Origin of the sequence: Thermophilibacter provencensis, assembly GCF_900128445.1 — a bacterium.
In the GTDB taxonomy this organism is placed as follows: Bacteria; Actinomycetota; Coriobacteriia; order Coriobacteriales; family Atopobiaceae; genus Thermophilibacter; species Thermophilibacter provencensis.
Map to the genome: position 1 here is coordinate 2614320 of NZ_LT671417.1, position 14756 is coordinate 2629075.

The 14756-nt window shown below is 68.1% G+C and carries 14 protein-coding genes; 4 read left to right on the top strand and 10 right to left on the bottom strand.

Annotated elements, in window-relative coordinates; translation table 11 throughout:
- Positions 1-31: 31 nt before the first annotated feature.
- A complete protein-coding gene (locus tag BQ7391_RS11830; RefSeq protein WP_075280785.1) occupies positions 32-2452 on the bottom strand; it encodes a glycyl radical protein in 2421 nt (806 codons plus the stop codon).
- A 152-nt stretch (positions 2453-2604) separates the two neighbouring features.
- Here BQ7391_RS11830 and BQ7391_RS11835 point away from each other — a divergent pair, with 152 nt between their 5' ends.
- Positions 2605-3513 (top strand): glycyl-radical enzyme activating protein, encoded by a 909-nt coding sequence (locus tag BQ7391_RS11835; protein WP_075280786.1) that lies wholly within the window; start codon positions 2605-2607, stop codon positions 3511-3513.
- A gap of 178 nt (positions 3514-3691) precedes the next feature.
- A complete protein-coding gene (locus BQ7391_RS11840) occupies positions 3692-4438 on the top strand; it encodes a DeoR/GlpR family DNA-binding transcription regulator (protein WP_075280787.1) in 747 nt (248 codons plus the stop codon).
- A gap of 128 nt (positions 4439-4566) precedes the next feature.
- On the opposite strand, the gene BQ7391_RS11845 is transcribed toward BQ7391_RS11840, so the two are convergent.
- The 8 genes from BQ7391_RS11845 to BQ7391_RS11880 all read right to left on the bottom strand — a co-directional run bounded on the left by BQ7391_RS11845 (position 4567) and on the right by BQ7391_RS11880 (position 12605).
- Entirely contained in the window at positions 4567-5733 is a 1167-nt protein-coding gene (locus BQ7391_RS11845) for a toxic anion resistance protein (RefSeq protein ID WP_075280788.1), read from the bottom strand.
- Positions 5734-5777: 44 nt separating this feature from the next.
- On the bottom strand, positions 5778-6458 hold the full coding sequence (locus tag BQ7391_RS11850; RefSeq protein ID WP_075280789.1) for a hypothetical protein: 681 nt from the start codon (positions 6456-6458) through the stop codon (positions 5778-5780).
- A 47-nt stretch (positions 6459-6505) separates the two neighbouring features.
- On the bottom strand, positions 6506-8137 hold the full coding sequence (locus BQ7391_RS11855; protein WP_083662226.1) for a vWA domain-containing protein: 1632 nt from the start codon (positions 8135-8137) through the stop codon (positions 6506-6508).
- A 15-nt stretch (positions 8138-8152) separates the two neighbouring features.
- Positions 8153-9307 (bottom strand): hypothetical protein, encoded by a 1155-nt coding sequence (locus BQ7391_RS11860; protein ID WP_075280790.1) that lies wholly within the window; start codon positions 9305-9307, stop codon positions 8153-8155.
- 324 nt (positions 9308-9631) lie between these two features.
- Entirely contained in the window at positions 9632-10432 is an 801-nt protein-coding gene (locus tag BQ7391_RS11865) for an ABC transporter ATP-binding protein (protein WP_083662227.1), read from the bottom strand.
- Between the two features lie 2 nt (positions 10433-10434).
- The gene (locus tag BQ7391_RS11870) at positions 10435-11484 is read right to left on the bottom strand and encodes an ABC transporter substrate-binding protein (protein ID WP_075280791.1); all 1050 of its coding nucleotides are present in this window, start codon (positions 11482-11484) and stop codon (positions 10435-10437) included.
- Entirely contained in the window at positions 11474-12262 is a 789-nt protein-coding gene (locus BQ7391_RS11875; protein WP_075280792.1) for an ABC transporter permease, read from the bottom strand. Before BQ7391_RS11875 ends, BQ7391_RS11870 begins: the two co-directional genes overlap by 11 nt.
- A 1-nt stretch (position 12263) precedes the next feature.
- Positions 12264-12605 (bottom strand): thiamine-binding protein, encoded by a 342-nt coding sequence (locus BQ7391_RS11880; RefSeq protein ID WP_075280793.1) that lies wholly within the window; start codon positions 12603-12605, stop codon positions 12264-12266.
- 210 nt (positions 12606-12815) lie between these two features.
- On the opposite strand from BQ7391_RS11880, the gene BQ7391_RS11885 reads away from it, so the two are divergent.
- A complete protein-coding gene (locus BQ7391_RS11885; RefSeq protein ID WP_075280794.1) occupies positions 12816-13412 on the top strand; it encodes a metal-dependent hydrolase in 597 nt (198 codons plus the stop codon).
- Positions 13413-13442: 30 nt separating this feature from the next.
- Here BQ7391_RS11885 and BQ7391_RS11890 read toward each other — a convergent pair whose 3' ends face one another.
- Positions 13443-13895: a C-GCAxxG-C-C family (seleno)protein gene (locus BQ7391_RS11890; protein WP_075280795.1), complete on the bottom strand. Its 453-nt coding sequence runs from the start codon at positions 13893-13895 to the stop codon at positions 13443-13445.
- A 99-nt stretch (positions 13896-13994) separates the two neighbouring features.
- On the opposite strand from BQ7391_RS11890, the gene BQ7391_RS11895 reads away from it, so the two are divergent.
- Positions 13995-14756: NAD(P)-dependent oxidoreductase (locus tag BQ7391_RS11895; RefSeq protein WP_075280796.1), on the top strand; the 762-nt coding region annotated here is incomplete at its 3' end.

Below are 14756 nucleotides of genomic sequence, written 5' to 3' on the forward strand. Positions count from 1 at the left end.
AGCGTGCAAAAGTGCCTGTCCCTTTTGCACGCTACAGGGTCTGCTCGGTGCGGGCGATGATGTCGTCCTGGGTGGCGCGGGAGAGCACGTTGAAGAACGCGGAGTAGCCGGCCACGCGGACGATCAGGTCCTTGTGCCTCTCGGGGTGGGCCTGCGCGTCGAGCAGGGTCTCGCGGCTCACGATGTTGTACTGCACGTGATAGCCGTGCAGGCGGTCGAAAAACGCTGAGATGAGCATCTCGAGCTTCTGCTTGTTGCGTTCGGAGGCGAGCATCGTGGGAGCCATCTTCTGGTTGAGCAGCACGCCGCCCGTGATCTTCTCCGTGGGAAGCTTCGAGACGGACTTGAAGACGGCGGTGGGACCGTGGGTGTCGGCGTTGTGCGCGGGGCTGCAGCCCTCGGCAAGCGGCTCGTGGGCGTGGCGGCCGTCAGGCGTGGCCATGGTCCCCATTCCCTGCCCCACGTTGGCGCTGATCGAGGAGGTGCCGGCGTAGCGGATGCCGCCGATGGGGCCGCGGCCATGGCGCGTGTTGGGATACTTGGCAATCTCGTCGATGTAGGACTGGTAGGCGTCCACTACGAGTTGGTCCACGAAGTCGTCATCGTTGCCGTACTTGGGGGCGTCGTTCACGAGCATCTGGCGGATCCGCTCGCCCTTCTCGCCCGCGAAGTCGCTCTCCAGCGCGTCGGCGAGCTCGGCCGGCGTGATGCGCCTCTCGTCAAAGACGAGCTTCTTGATGGCCGCGAGGGAGTCGGCCATGTTGGCGATGCCCACCTGGAGGCCTGAGATGAAGTCGTAGACCGCGCCGCCCTCCTTGATGGTCTTGCCGCGGCCGATGCAGTCGTCCGTGAGCGCGGAGCACAGGACGTCCGGCACGTCGCGCTCGGAGGCCTTGTCGATGGCGTTCTCCACGATGACGCTCGCGCGGGTGATCTCTCGGATGGTCTTGTCCCAGGCCTCCATGAGCTCGTCGTAGCTCTTCATGTCGCGGAAGCTGCCGTAGCCCTTGGCAAAGCGCTTGCCGGTGGTCACGTCCACGCCGTCGTTCATCACGCAGAGCAGCATGCGCGGGAAGTTCACGTAGCTCATTCCCGTGCAGCGGTAGCCCCACTTGCCCGGGACGGCCGTCTCAACGCAGCCGATGGCGGAGTAGTTGTAGGCGTCCTCCTCTGCCACGCCCCACTTGATGAAGGACGGGATGATGACCTCGTCGTTGTTGAGCGCGGGCATGCCAAAGCCGAGCTTCATGACCTCGATGCACTCGTCGTAGAACTCCTTGTTGAGCCCGGCGTGGTAGCGCACCGTGAGGTTGGGCTGGGTGAGGCGGGTCTGCGCCACGGACTGCAGCACGAGGAAGGAGAGGTCGTTGACCGCGTCGCGCTTGTCCGTGGTCTGGCCGCCGATGGTGACGTTCTGGTACATGGGGCTGCCGGCCGAGGAGAACGTGTGCGCCTGGCTGCGCACCTTGTTGACGGAGAGCGTCTTGATCCAAAGGCAGGTGAGGAGCTCGAGCGCCTCGTCACGCGTGATGGCGCCAGAGGCGATGTCCGCCTGGTAGTACGGGAACATGTACTGGTCGAAGCGGCCGTAGGAAAGGCTGTGGCCGTTGGACTCGATCTGCAGGATGAGCTGGATGAACCAGACGGACTGCACGGCCTCGCGGAAGGAGCGGGCGGGCTCGTAGGGCACGCGCTCGCAGGTCTCGGCAATCCGGCGAAGCTCGGCCGCGCGCGCCTCGTCCTTCTCGGCCTCCGCCATCTCGCGGGCGAGCGCGGCGTAGCGCCCGGCGAAGCGGCGCACCGCGGCGATCACCACGAGGACGGCCTTGTAGAAGACGTTCTTGTCGATGGCGTCGGGGTCGGTGAGGTCGAGCGCGGCGCGGCACGCGCGGACGCGCTCCTCATAGCCGGCAAGGCCGACGGAGAGCACGCGCTCGTAGTTCACTGCCAGGTGGGCGTCGCCGGCGTTGAGCTTGCCCTCCATGCCGAAGAGGCCCGTCTCCATGTAGACCTGGACCTCCTCGGGCAAAAGCGCCTCGCCGCGGGCGCGCAGGTTGTTGTTGTCCCAGAAGGGCGCGAGGTCGCGGAGCTGCTGCTTGGTCTCCTCCGTGATGTAGAAGACGTCGCCGTCGCGCTTCTCGAAGGTGTCGAGCTCGTTCAGAACGAACTCCATCGTGTACTCGGGGAAGATCGGGGCGTTCCTGTTCTTGGTGGCCTGGTTGCCTACGATGAGGGTCTTGTCCTCGATGTAGATCGTCATGTTGTCGAGAATCTTCTCGAGCATGAGGGCGCGCTTCATGACGTTGGGCTGGTTCTGGTGCTCGCGGTAGGCCTGCGTCGCCAGCACCGCGCGCTCGGCGTCGATGTAGGGCCTCTCGTCAAGCATCTCCTCGCGAAACGCCCGCATGCGGGGCGTGAGCTCTCCGAAGTGGCTCTCGTTTGCCTGGGACATCTGGGACTCCCCTTCTCGTGAGACGCCTTCTGGCTACAGCATACTTATAGCAGTCGCCCTGCGTGGTGTCAACGTTCGGAATAATATTTACTTTCGTTCGTAAGTACCCTACAATGACGATGGCGAGAGGGACCGGGGCTCGGGGAGGGGCCATGCAGACAGCGACCGTATTCAACGTGCAGAAGTTCAGCCTCGACGACGGGCCCGGCATCCGCACCGTGGTCTTCCTCAAGGGCTGCCCGCTGCGCTGCTACTGGTGCTCCAACCCGGAGAGCCAGCTGCGCCGCCCGCAGCTCGAATGGAACGCCCGGAGCTGCGTGGGCTGCCGGGCGTGCCTGGCGGCGTGCCCGGGGACCCCCGCGACAGGCCCAGACGAGAGGCGCCACGTTGACGTGCGCGCAATGGACGCCGAGTCGCCGGAGGCGAGGGCCGTCGTCGCGGGCTGCCCGGGCCGCGCGCTCAGCGTGGCGGGCCGCACGCGCACCACCGAGGACGTCTTCGAGGAGTGCATGCAGGACGAACCCTTCTACCAGCAGAGCGCGGGCGGCGTCACGCTCTCGGGCGGCGAGCCGCTCACCTGGCCGGACTTCTGCGTCGAGCTCCTGGGGCTCCTGCGCGAGGCGGGGGTGGACACCAACGTGGAGACCACGGCGCATGTGCCCGCGCGCGACTTCGAGCGCGTGACCGAGCTGCTCAGCCACGCCTACATCGACATGAAGCACTGGGACGCCGCCGCCCACCGCGAGGGCACGGGCGTGGAGAACGACCTCATCCTTGCCAACACGCGCGCGGCCATCGAGCGCGGCGTCGACGTGCTCGTGCGCACGCCCGTCATCCCCGGGTTCAACGACAGGATCGAGGACGCCCGGCGGTTCGCGGAGCGCCTCCACGAGGTCGGCGCCACGCGCGTGCAGCTCCTCCCCTTCCACAACCTGGGCGAGAGCAAGTATGACCTGCTCGGCCGCGACTATCGGCTCCATGGCCTCACCAACCTCCACGAGGAGGACCTCGAGGGGTTCCGCCAGGCCTATCTGGATGCCGGAATCGACGCGTTCTTCTAGGGAACCGAGCGCAGGTCGCATAACCCGACAAATTGTCGAGATTTCCCTCAGTTTTGTCGGGTTGTGCGACCCAGCCTCTTCTATCGTCTGCCCGGAACTCGCACGCTGAGCGGCTATAATCTTCGTTCGGAAGCAGATTGAGGCAAGAAACTTTCATTTCCCCATTCTGGAGGACGCCATGCCCTCACGCACCAACCGGATTCTTGAGATCCTCACCGAGCGCACGCGCGTCGAGGTCTCGGCGCTCGCCGAGGAGCTCGGCGTCTCGCAGGTCACCATGCGCAAGGACCTCACCGAGCTCGAGCGTCGCCACCTCGTCCGCCGCGAGCACGGATACGCGGTGCTGCGCAGCACCGACAACGTGGAGGGCCGCCTCGCCTACCACTACGAGGAGAAGCGCGCCATAGCTCGGCGCGCCGCGGAGCTCGTGCGCGACGGGGACACCGTCATGGTGGAGAGCGGCAGCTGCTGCGCCCTGCTCGTGGCGCAGCTCGCCGCCGAGAGACGCGAGGTCACGGTCATCACCAACAGCGCCTTCATCGCCTCGTCCGTGCGCGACGACCCCACGGTGAGGGTCGTGCTCATCGGCGGCATCTACCAGAAGGACTCGCAGGTCATGGTGGGGCCCATGGTGCGGTCCTGCGTCGAGGGCTTCTACGTGGACCTGCTCTTCGCCGGCACGGACGGGTTCTCCGCGCGCACCGGGTTCACCAACAGCGACCAGATGCGCGCGCAGGCCGTCCGTGACATGGCGGAGCACGCCGAGCGCGTGGTGGTGCTCACAGAGAGCGAGAAGTTCAGCCGACGCGGCACCGTCCCGCTTGCGCTGGGCGAGAAGGACGTCAGCGTGATCACCGACCCCCACGTGAGCGACGAGGCGCGCGCCGAGCTCGCCGCGGCGGGAGTGGAGCTCGTCTGCGCGTAGCGCGGGCTTTTGCCACGGGCGTCAGGCGTGCAAAGGGGACAGGCACTTTCGCACGGACGAGCCGTGCGAAAGTGCCTGTCCCCTTTGCACGCCTGACGCCCGTGGCACGTGACAGGCCGGAACCAGGCCTACTTCTCCTCGGTCGCCATGCGATCGGCATACGACCGGGCGCGCTCGAGCTGGTCGTTCAGGACGTCGATCGTCTTGGCAAAGGAGTCGTTGGCCTTGGTGCGGAACTCGTCGATGCTGTCGAGCGTGGAGAAGACCGCGTCGTAGGCGCGCTTGAGCGTCTCCGGGGAGACGCCACTCGAGACGGCCTGCTGCTGCGTGCGCAGCGAGTTCTCCTGCAGAAGGCTGCTCGTGCGGTCAATCATGGCGTCAGTCGTCTTGTTGACCGCGTCGATCTGGTCGAGCACGAGCTTCTGGTTCTCAAGCGACTGCGCCACGATCACGGCTGTGCGCAGCGCGGTCACCGTGGTGGTCTTTGCGCGCTCGACTCCTCGAACGAGCTGGTCGTTGTTCTGCTGGATAATGCCCATCGAGAGATACGCCTGAATCGTGACGGCCGCCTGCGTCTGCACGTCCTGGCGCCGCTGGCGAACCGCGAAGAGCGCGTCGTTCTCGAGCGACGTCGCAAGCTCCGCGTTGCCCGCCGCGCGCTCCTGGGAGATGCGCGCCACGAGTGCGTCATCTATGTCCGTGAGCAGCTCGTAGGCTCGCCTCAGCGTTCCGAGGTTCCCCCAGAGGCTCCTGCGCTCTACGTTAAGCGCGGCGTTGTCCTTGCGCAGCAGGTCCTGTCCCTTGTTGAGGGACAGCAGAATGGCGTTGAGCTGCTGCTGGTTGGACTCGTAGCGACGGAAGTAGCGCTTCACGCGACCGCCGAAAGGAAGCGCCCCCAGCAGGCGGTCGGCGAAAGTGTCCTCGCCCGGCGCGAGCTCATCGACCTCGTTGCGCAAGTCCACGAGCCCCTTGGAGACTTGCTCCTGGGCGCCGCCTCCCCGCGCCTGCGCGAGCGACTGGTCGAGAAAGCGGCTCGAGGTGTCGCTCGTCTCACGGAAAGCGTCAGACCCCACCTCAAAGATCGCGTCGACCTCCTGCTTGAACTCGAGGCTCTGGGGCGCCATCCCCGCCACCTTGGAGACCCAGGCGTTCGCGTTTTCGTTCAGGCGCAGCAGCTCGGCAGAGTCCGGCGCGGGGACCTTGGCGATGGCCCCCTCCGGCTCGACGCGAGCGGGCGCTGGCGCGGGCTCGAGGTCGAAGCTCTCGTCGGGCGCCTCAAGAAGGTCGTCTGGCATGGTATTTCTCCTCTCGTTTCAGAACGGTGGCGACAGGTGGCCCGTCACCGCTCGGGGTTGTCGAGCGAGAGCTCGCTCGGCCGATGCCCGAGCCGCTGCCGCAGATAGTCGGACCCAGACTCAATCTGACCCGACGCCCCATCGACTATGGAGGTGCGGATGCGGTCGAGCGCACCCGCTACGTCCTCGCACTGGCCCTCGAGCGCGAGTACGTTCTGACGCGCCCGCGTACTGGCTCGCCCGCCGAACTCGAGATAGCGGACGTTGGTAACGAGCTGGTCCCACGCGCCGGGCAGCCATGAGGACGCGAGCGACAGCACGAGGGCCCGGTCCTCCCCCGACCCCGCCGTGGAGAACTCCGGAAGGCTCACGAGCTCCGCCATGGACGATACGAGGGCACGCAGGCCAGCTGCCTCGGACGCGATCCTGCGCGGCTCGTCTGCCGCGCAGGCATCCTCGATGCGCGCGAGCATGCCGTTCACCGCGCCCGCCGCCTCCTTGAGGGTGGCGTCCGCGCCCACGAGCGCGTCGAGGTCGATGGCGACCACGTGGCGCGGCATGTTGAGGGAGGTGAGGAGCATCCAGGAGCCCGCCCCCATGAGGGCGCCCGCTCCCACGAGCGCCACCTGCGTGACGACGTTCGTGGCGATAAGGACCGCAACGCCTGCGAACACGAGGAAGACCGCGGCCGCCACGCCTATCACCAGCGCCTTATCCCCTCGCATCTACCCTCCTTCCGAACCGTCTCCGTTAATTTGGGGCCGTCCCTGACTTACAGGTAGCCGCGGATCTCCCTGAACACGGCGGTGAGGTCGCCGTCCGCGGCGTCGAACACGCGCCCGCCCGTCAGCTCGGCGAGCCGCTCCATCTCGTCGGCGCTCGTCTCGCCGAAGAGAATCGCGAACACCGGGATCCCGTGGTAGGCCTCGTTCCCCTCGTACCAGAGGACAAACTCCTCAAAGCTCGGGTAATCGGTGTTCTCCCCGTCGGTGAAGAGCACCACGGAGGTGACATTGCCCGCCGTGCGGCTCTCCGCCGCAAGCTCGAGCGAGCGCTGAAGCGTCGCGTAGATGGCGGTGTCGCCCTGCGCGACGAGGCCGCCCACGTAGTCGGACACCTCCCCCAGGTCGCCATCCTCCCCCACCTCGAACGTCTTCTCGCTCTTCACCTCGGAACCGAACTCCACGAAGCAGACCGTCTCGCGGGGCTGGAAGGCAAGCAGCGCCGTGGTGCCCTCGGCGTTCGCGTCGGTCAGCGAGTTAAGGGCCGCCTTGAGGCCGTCGAGCCGCGCCCCCTCCATGGAGCCGGACGTGTCGATCTGGAAGAACATGTTCGCCGGCTTCCTCACGTCCGACACCCAGCTGTTCAGAAGCGTCCGCACGGTATCGAGGCGGTTGGGGAAGGGAATCTCAAAGGCGGCCACGGCCTCGTCGGCCGACGTCGCGTCGGTGCGGCGGTACGTCTCCTCGGCGATCCTCGCCTGGACGTCGCTCCGGCGCAGATAGTCCACGAGCGCGCGGTAGGCGGCCTCGGCCTCCTCGCCGCACCCAGCGAGCATCGTGAGCGGGTAGTCCGCGGTAATGACGCCGTCCTGCGGCACCACCTCCACGAGGCCCGGATCCTGCATGATGAGCGACTCGTAGTTGAAGACGCCGTCAACCGCCGAGGAGTCCCCGTCGTACGCCTCCATGAGCCAGCCCGAGGACCCGCTCGTGAGCGTCTGCCCCCGCGCGAAGCGCGTCAGGTCGTCAGCGACGACCTCCACGTCCTCCCTCGTGATGGCCGTGCCCGTACCGGAGAGCGCCGTCGCGAGCTCCACCAGCGCGGAGAAGCCGCTGTTGGACGAGACCGGGCTCGACATGCCGTAGGAGAACTCGCCCGATGCGGCGGCCTCGACGACCTCCGCCCACGTGGGGCTCTCCTCGTCCCACCCAAGCTCTGCGGCGCGCTCCGCCTTCACGCCGAGCACCACCGGCGTCCGCATGATCGAGGCCTCCTGGGAGACGAGCGAGCTCTTCTCGTCAAAGAGCGACATGTAGGCGTTGGAGGGGAACCACGTGGCGTCGTAGTCCCCCTCGCCGGACATGACCGCCTCCGTGCCGTCGAGCGTTCCCATGTACTCGAGCTCGACCGTGATGCCGAGCTCCTCCTCCGCATCCTCCAGGATGGGCAGCATGTCCTTCACCTCGGAGCCGGCGAGGACGCGCAGCGTGGCGCCCGAGACGTCGACCCCCTCCTGTCCAGAGGGCTCCTCGGATGCGGGCGCGTCGGCCACGGGCGCGTCCTGCGGCTCCCCGCCTCCCGAACAGCCCGCGACGGCGAGCGCGCACGCAACGGCACAGATAAGGGCGAGAAGGACCTCGACAAGCCGGCTCGACGGACGCATGGCGGCCTCGTGTCCCATGTTCTTCTCCTCTCGCTAGTAGAGCTCGGCTATGGTCTGGAGCATGACGTCCGCCACCTCATAGGAGGGGGTCTGGGCGGTGTCGATGAACGTGCCCTCGGCTGCATACCCCGTGAGACCCGCCTCGCCCACCCGCGCGTCGAACGCCCCGGAGTTGGCCCCGTTCAGGCGAAAGCCATGACGAGCTATGACCTGGGCCATGTCGGCGTCGTTCTCGAGGATGTCCTGGACGCGCTGTCCTGCCTCCGAGAAGGCCACGACCACGTGGTCAGAGAAGATCGTGGGCGAGGGATAGCAGATGCGCATGTCGGAGGTAATCCTCGACGGCTCGTTCATCTGGGCCTCGAGGTACTGGCTCTCGTAGATGAGCGTGAGCGGCTGGTTCATGGGCCCCTTGGAGAGGAAGGACTCCCACGGCCCCGCGGATGAGGACTGCGAGTAGCCCTGGTCGAGGAAGAGGCGCGCGAGAGCGTCCGTGGCCTGCCGGCGCCCCGCATCCTCGCTTGTGACCACGGCGTTGCCGTTGAGGACGTAGCTCGCGAGGCTGAGATACATGAGCGCGGAGTTGGAGGAGCGCACGTCGGTGGTGGTGATCATGACGTTTCTGCTCGAGGGATAGGCCTCGGAGCCCGCGAGGTCCGTCCAGCGCCTGCCGTTGGCGACGGCATCGAGGTAGGCGGCCATGTCGAGGAACCAGACGCCGTCACGCTGCTCGGCGAGGCCGTTCTGCCCGAGAACGGCGAGGACCGTCTCGCCGGTGGCTATGGCAAGCGGCGAGTAGAAGGGACGCGTGGTGGAGAGAACGGCGTCGCCGTGGACGTCCTCGATGTGCGCGGCCGCGATCTCAGAGGAGGGCGAGGCGAAGTCCGACCCCTCGATGCCCTCGCGCTCCGCCATGGCCCAGGAGCCCGACGTCGTGACCTGAACGTCGAGCCCGTAGCGAGCAAAGATCTCCTTGGCCTCGGGGTCCGCGAAAAGCGACTCCTTCTCGGAGCCGATGACGCCGCGGACCACCGTGAGCGACTGCTCGGCAGGCGCGTCCCCGGATGCCTCGCTGGGGCCCTGCCCGGGCACCGTCCCGTTGGAGAAGAGCGCAATCCCCACAGCGAGCGCCGCCGCCACCACGATGAGCGCGACTCCGGCGACGAGGGTCCTGGTCCTTGCTCCCACGAAGCTCCCTTCAGACGTATCGATGCCCTAACGATACGTCCGGGGGGAGACCTTTTACGGATCGCTCCCCCTCCCCTTGCGCGAGCCTTACACCGCCGTTATTCTTTGCTTACGATGCGCGGGGCCTCTCGGCCAGTCGTTCTTCTCGCCCACGCGCCCGCTCACCCTTCTCCCCCACGCGTCCTTCTCTCCTACAACATAAAATCTGGCAGCGGCTTTTTGGCACTTTTTGCCCTCCCGAGGGGGACGAAAGTGCCAAAAAGCCGCGGCCAGATTTGATATGGGCACATTGAGCCGCCGAGAAGGACCTCGGGTCGGCGGCGGCTACCCCAGAAGCGCCATGACCCGGCGCTTGGCGGCGAGGTACTCGTCGGTGAGCTCGAAGCTCTCGCTGGCAACGCGGTTCACGGGCACGATGCCCGCCACATGGCTCGGCTCGCCCGCGGCAGGCGCTCCAGCGAGCACGTAGATCCGGCTCGCCATCGAGACGGCCTCGTCCACGTCGTGCGTGATGACGAGCGCGGAGAGCCCCAGCTCGGCCGCCACGCCGACGAACCAGCGGCGCACGTCCGTGCGCGTGAGGGCGTCAAGCGCCGAGAAGGGCTCGTCGAGTAGCGTCACGTCAGCGCCCATGAGGTAGGTGCGCAGGAACGCCGCGCGCTGCCGCATGCCGCCGGAGAGCTCGCTCGGCCACTTGAGCTCGCAGCCCGCAAGGCCGAAGCGCTCAAAGAGCGGGGCGGCCTTCTCGCGCGCGTCGGCCCTCCTCATGCCCGCGAGCACGAGCGGCAGGCACACGTTGTCGATGATGCGGCGGCTCGGCAGCAGGAGGTCCTTCTGCAGCATGTAGCTCACGCGGCCCGGCCGGCCGGTCACGTCCTCGCCATGCAGGAGGACGTGGCCGGCCACGGGGGTCGTCAGGCCGGCGAGCGCGTGCAGGATCGTTGTCTTTCCGCAGCCGGAGCGGCCCACGAGGCAGCAGACCTCGCCGGGCGCCACGGTCACGTCGACGTCGCGCACGATGACGTGCTCGCCGTCCCACGAGAGGGTGAGCCCCTCGGCCGCGAGCGCGGGAGTCGCCTGCGCGCCCGCGGCCACGGGGGGCCCGTTCTTCTCGCCAGCGCCCACGCCTACTCCAGGAAGGAGAGGTCGTAGCCGGCGTTGACGTCAAGCTGGTTGTTCACGAGGTTGTTGTCATTCAGCCACTGGTAGAAGGCGGCCCAGCGCTCGGGGTCGATGACGCCCCAGGCGTCGGCGTCGGCGACGTACTGGCCCGCGAGGTAGGTCTGGCTCTGGTGGACGAGCGCGGAGTCGAGCTCGGGCACCTGCTCGCAGAGGATGTCCGCCGCGGCGTCGGGGTTCTCCACGGCGTACTCGTAGCCCTTCTTGGCCGCGCGCAGGAACGCCTTCACGGCCTCGGGGTTCTCCTTGGCGAAGTCGTCGTTGGCGGCGATGACCGGCGTGTAGTAGTCAAAGACCGGGTCCACCGAGATGAAGCTGAAGTAGTTGTACGGGAAGTCCTGAACCACGGCGTTCTGGACGGCCCAGGCCTCGTAGACCCACACGGTGTCGAACATGTTGGCGCGCAGGCCGCTGACCTCGTCGTCCACCTCGTACGGGACAAGCTCGACCTTGGACCAGTCGCCGCCGTCGGCCTCCACGCAGTGGCGCACGGTGGCCTGCTCGACGGGCATGTCCCACGTGGCGTAGGTGTGGCCCTCCATGGCGGCCGGGTGCGTGACGCCGTCCTCCTCGCGGCTCATGATGCCGGAGGTGTTGTGCTGGATGATGGCGGCCACGGCAGAGTAGGGCATCGGCTGGTCAGAGGCCAGGTTGTTGGCGATGTAGTCCTGGTAGGAGACGCCCATCTGGGCACCGCCGGCGCCGATCAGAGCGTCCGCGCCGTCCGCGGGCGGCTGGACGATCTCCACCTCCAGGCCCTCGTCGGCGAAGTAGCCCTCGGCGAGCGCCACGTAGATGCCGGTGTGGTTGGTGTTGGGGGTGTAGTCGAGGACGAAGGAGACCTTGGTCTTGTCGCCGTCCGCAGGCTCGGCGGAGTCGTCCGCGGCGGGGGCCTGCGCGCCGTCGCAGGCGGCGAGCGCGGCGGTCGTCGCGGCGGCGCCCGCGACGGCGACGAACTGGCGGCGGTTGAGGCTCTTTGCGAGGTTCCTATCGCTCATTGTTGTTCCTTTCTGCCCGCTTCCAGGGCATGCACGCACGCTGGGCAAGCTCCACGAGCTTCATGAGGCCGAGCGACAGCGCGGAGATGACGATGATCGAGGCAAACATGCGGTCATACGAGAAGGACTTGCGCACGCGCGTCATGTAGACGCCCAGGCCGACGTTGCCGCCGAGCCACTCGGCGATGACCGCGCCGACGATGGCGTAGGTGGCGGAGATCTTGAGGCCGCTGAAGAACTGCTCCGTCGCGGCGGGCAGCTTGGCGTACCAGAAGATCTGCCAGCGCGAGGCGTTCATCGTGCGCATGAGGTCGATGACGTCCGGGTCGACCGAGCGGAAGCCCGACGCCAGGGACACCGTGATCGGGAAGAACGTCGAGATGATCACGAGCACGACCTTGGGCAGCGCGCCGTAGCCGAGCCACAGCACCAGAAGCGGGGCTATGGCCACGGTGGGGATGGTCTGCGAGATGGTCATGAGCGGCTCGAAGGCAAGGTAGAAGCCCTCGAAGCGGTCCATGAGCACCGCAAAGACGAAGCCCAGCGCAACGCCCGCCGCAAGGCCGACGGCCGCCTCGGCGAGCGTGGTCGCGCAGTGGCCCGCAAGCAGCGGGGCGTCCTCCACGAGGGACTGGACCACCTGCACTGGCGTGGGCAGCAGGAAGTTGGGGACGAGCCCCACGCCCACGACGGCCTGCCACAGGACGAGAAGCGCCATGACGGTCAGGAGCGGCGTGAGCACGCGGCGCGCGCGGGTTGGCTCGGGGCGGGACGCCATGCTAGGCCGCCGCGTCCGCGGCCTTGGGGGCAAACTCCGGGTCTCCGGGGTGATACTTGCCGATCTTGCGGTCGGTGGACATGACGTCGCCGTCCGGGCGGAAGTTGATCTTGGCGTAGCACATCATGTGCCTGCACCCCGCCTTGGCGCCCACGAGCTGGCAGTTCTTGAGAATCTCCATGCAGGTCTCGTAGTCGCCCTCGATCGCCGTCTCAAAGGGGCCGACGAAGTAGTCCACCCCCGTCGAGTCGATGTAGGCGATGACGGCGTCCACCGCGTCGCACGTGGCGTCGTCGGTGGTGGCGTCCATGGGCAGGAACTGGATAGCAACCGAGCAGTTCACGCGCCCTCCCTTCCGGGTGCCTCAAGGCACCCCGTCTCCCGTAGGTGCCTCGTTGCCTTGCGCGCGAAGCTCTTCCCTACGCCGGCATTACCCGGATCAGGTTCCTGGGTCAGGGCCGCTCTCCTGGGCCCAATCTCAGCCGGCGTGCGCCAGCCCCCCGTTGTCGTAAGGTAGTGTAGCACGCGCGCAGGCGAGAAGGACGGGGGACACGTGACGGGAAAGACGCACCTCGCGGCGGGCGTCGCAGCGGCGCTGCTTGCCGCCGGGCCCGCGGCGGGCCTCACTGGCCTCGTGGCGGCGGCTGCCGGGGGCGCGGCTGGCGCCGTCCTGCCGGACCTCGACGTGCGAGACACGGCGCACCCGTGGCGCGAGCGCCTCACGCGCGCCGGCGCGGCGGCGCTGCTCGTGGGCGCGCTCGTCGCCGACGGCGCGGCAGGCTGGCCCCTCGTGAGCCGCGCGGCAGGGGCGGGGCTTGGGTCGCTGGCGCTCGGGGCCGCCGCCCTCGCGGCGCTCTGCTGTGCGGCGCGGCTCTCGACGCACCGGTCCTTCTCGCACTCCCTGCCCGCCCTCGCGGGATTCGCGGCGGCGACCCACCTCGTCTGCGCGCCGCTCGCCCCCTTCGTGGCGGCTGGCATGGCCTCGCACCTCATGCTCGACCTGCTCACCCACCGGGGCCTGCGCCTCCTCTGGCCCGCGCGGCGCGGATTCAGCCTCGGGCTCTGCCGCACGGGCGGCGTCGTGGACGCGTGCTGCCTCGCCGCAGCGCTCTCCCTGACGGCGGGCGTCATCTGGGCGGCGCTGGGCTAGGGGAGATACTCCCCAGGCCGAGGGGCCGCGTCACGCCTCCGCGCGCACGCCGAGCTCGCGGCAGAGGACCCGCGCCGCGGCGCCGGCCGCGAGCGCGCAGTGGTACTGGCACTGGGAGACGCGCTCCTCTCCCCACCAGTCCATCCCCCGCGTGAGCACGCGGCAGCAGGTCACGTGCTTGGCGGTGCCGTCGCGAAAGGCGTCGTGCAGCTCCGCCGCAAGCGGCTTGGCGCGCTCCTTGGTCCCCGCCATGAGGCCGAGAAACGCCACGGCGCCGGCAAGCGCGCCGCAAATGCAGCCGGAGCCGCCGACGCCCGCCCCCATGCCGGCGCCCATCGCCACGACCGAGCGCGGGAAGTCGGGCTCGAACGCGTCCCAGAGCGCGGCGATCACGGACTCGCCGCAGTTCATGTGGTCCGGGCCCGGCCTGTTGTTGGCGCTCGCCGCGGCCTCCACCGCCCCGATGCTCACGCTGTCCGTCATATCTCCCCCTCCGTCGAAGTCCCACTGATTCTAGCAAGGGTGTAAATTGGGGACTGTCCCCAATTTACAGGCCCCGACGGACGGACAAGGGAGAGGGACATGAAGATCTTCGCCTACGCCCTGCGCCCCTACGACGAGCTGCCCTGCCTCGAGGCGCTGAGCCGCGAGCTGGGCTTCGACTACGGCTGGACCGCCGACTACCCAACGCTCGAGAACGCGGGCCTCGCTGCCGGCGCGGACGGCATCTGCATCATCACCAACCCCATGCCTCGCGAGCTTCTCGCGGCCTACCACGAGCTCGGCGTCCGCGGAATCGCCACCCGATCGATAGGCTATGAGCACATCGACCTGACCGCGGCGCGCGAGCTGGGCATCCGCGTGGGGCACGCGTCCTACCCTCCCGAGGGCGTGGCGGACTACGCCATCATGCTGATGCTTATGGCCCTGCGCAGGCTCAAGCTCGTCTGCCGCCACGCCGCGGCACAGGACTTCACCCTTGAGGGCAAGCTCGGCCGCTCCCTCTCCAGCTGCACCGTTGGCGTGGTGGGCACCGGCGCGATCGGCTCCTGCGTGGTGCGCGAGCTCAGGGGCTTCGGCTGCCGCGTGCTCGCGTACGACCCGTTCCCGCGTGCCGAGCTTTCGGGCCTCGCCTCATACGTCACCCTGCCCGAGCTTCTCGCCTCCTCGGACGTGGTGACCCTGCACGCGCCGGGCCTGCCCGAGAACCACCACATGATCGGCGCCGAGGAGCTCGCGCTCATGAAGAGGGACGCCGTGCTCGTGAACGCCGCGCGCGGCAGCCTCGTGGACACGGACGCGCTCGTCGACGCACTCGAGTCCGGGCTGATCGGAGGGGCGGCG

Coding starts and splice junctions, on each gene's coding strand:
- BQ7391_RS11890 (WP_075280795.1), bottom strand. CDS start 13,895: ATGACGGACAGCGTGAGCATCGGGGCGGTGGAGGCCGCGGCGAGCGCC.
- BQ7391_RS11830 (WP_075280785.1), bottom strand. CDS start 2,452: ATGTCCCAGGCAAACGAGAGCCACTTCGGAGAGCTCACGCCCCGCATG.
- BQ7391_RS11835 (WP_075280786.1), top strand. CDS start 2,605: ATGCAGACAGCGACCGTATTCAACGTGCAGAAGTTCAGCCTCGACGAC.
- BQ7391_RS11850 (WP_075280789.1), bottom strand. CDS start 6,458: ATGCGAGGGGATAAGGCGCTGGTGATAGGCGTGGCGGCCGCGGTCTTC.
- BQ7391_RS11870 (WP_075280791.1), bottom strand. CDS start 11,484: ATGAGCGATAGGAACCTCGCAAAGAGCCTCAACCGCCGCCAGTTCGTC.
- BQ7391_RS11845 (WP_075280788.1), bottom strand. CDS start 5,733: ATGCCAGACGACCTTCTTGAGGCGCCCGACGAGAGCTTCGACCTCGAG.
- BQ7391_RS11875 (WP_075280792.1), bottom strand. CDS start 12,262: ATGGCGTCCCGCCCCGAGCCAACCCGCGCGCGCCGCGTGCTCACGCCG.
- BQ7391_RS11840 (WP_075280787.1), top strand. CDS start 3,692: ATGCCCTCACGCACCAACCGGATTCTTGAGATCCTCACCGAGCGCACG.
- BQ7391_RS11855 (WP_083662226.1), bottom strand. CDS start 8,137: ATGGGACACGAGGCCGCCATGCGTCCGTCGAGCCGGCTTGTCGAGGTC.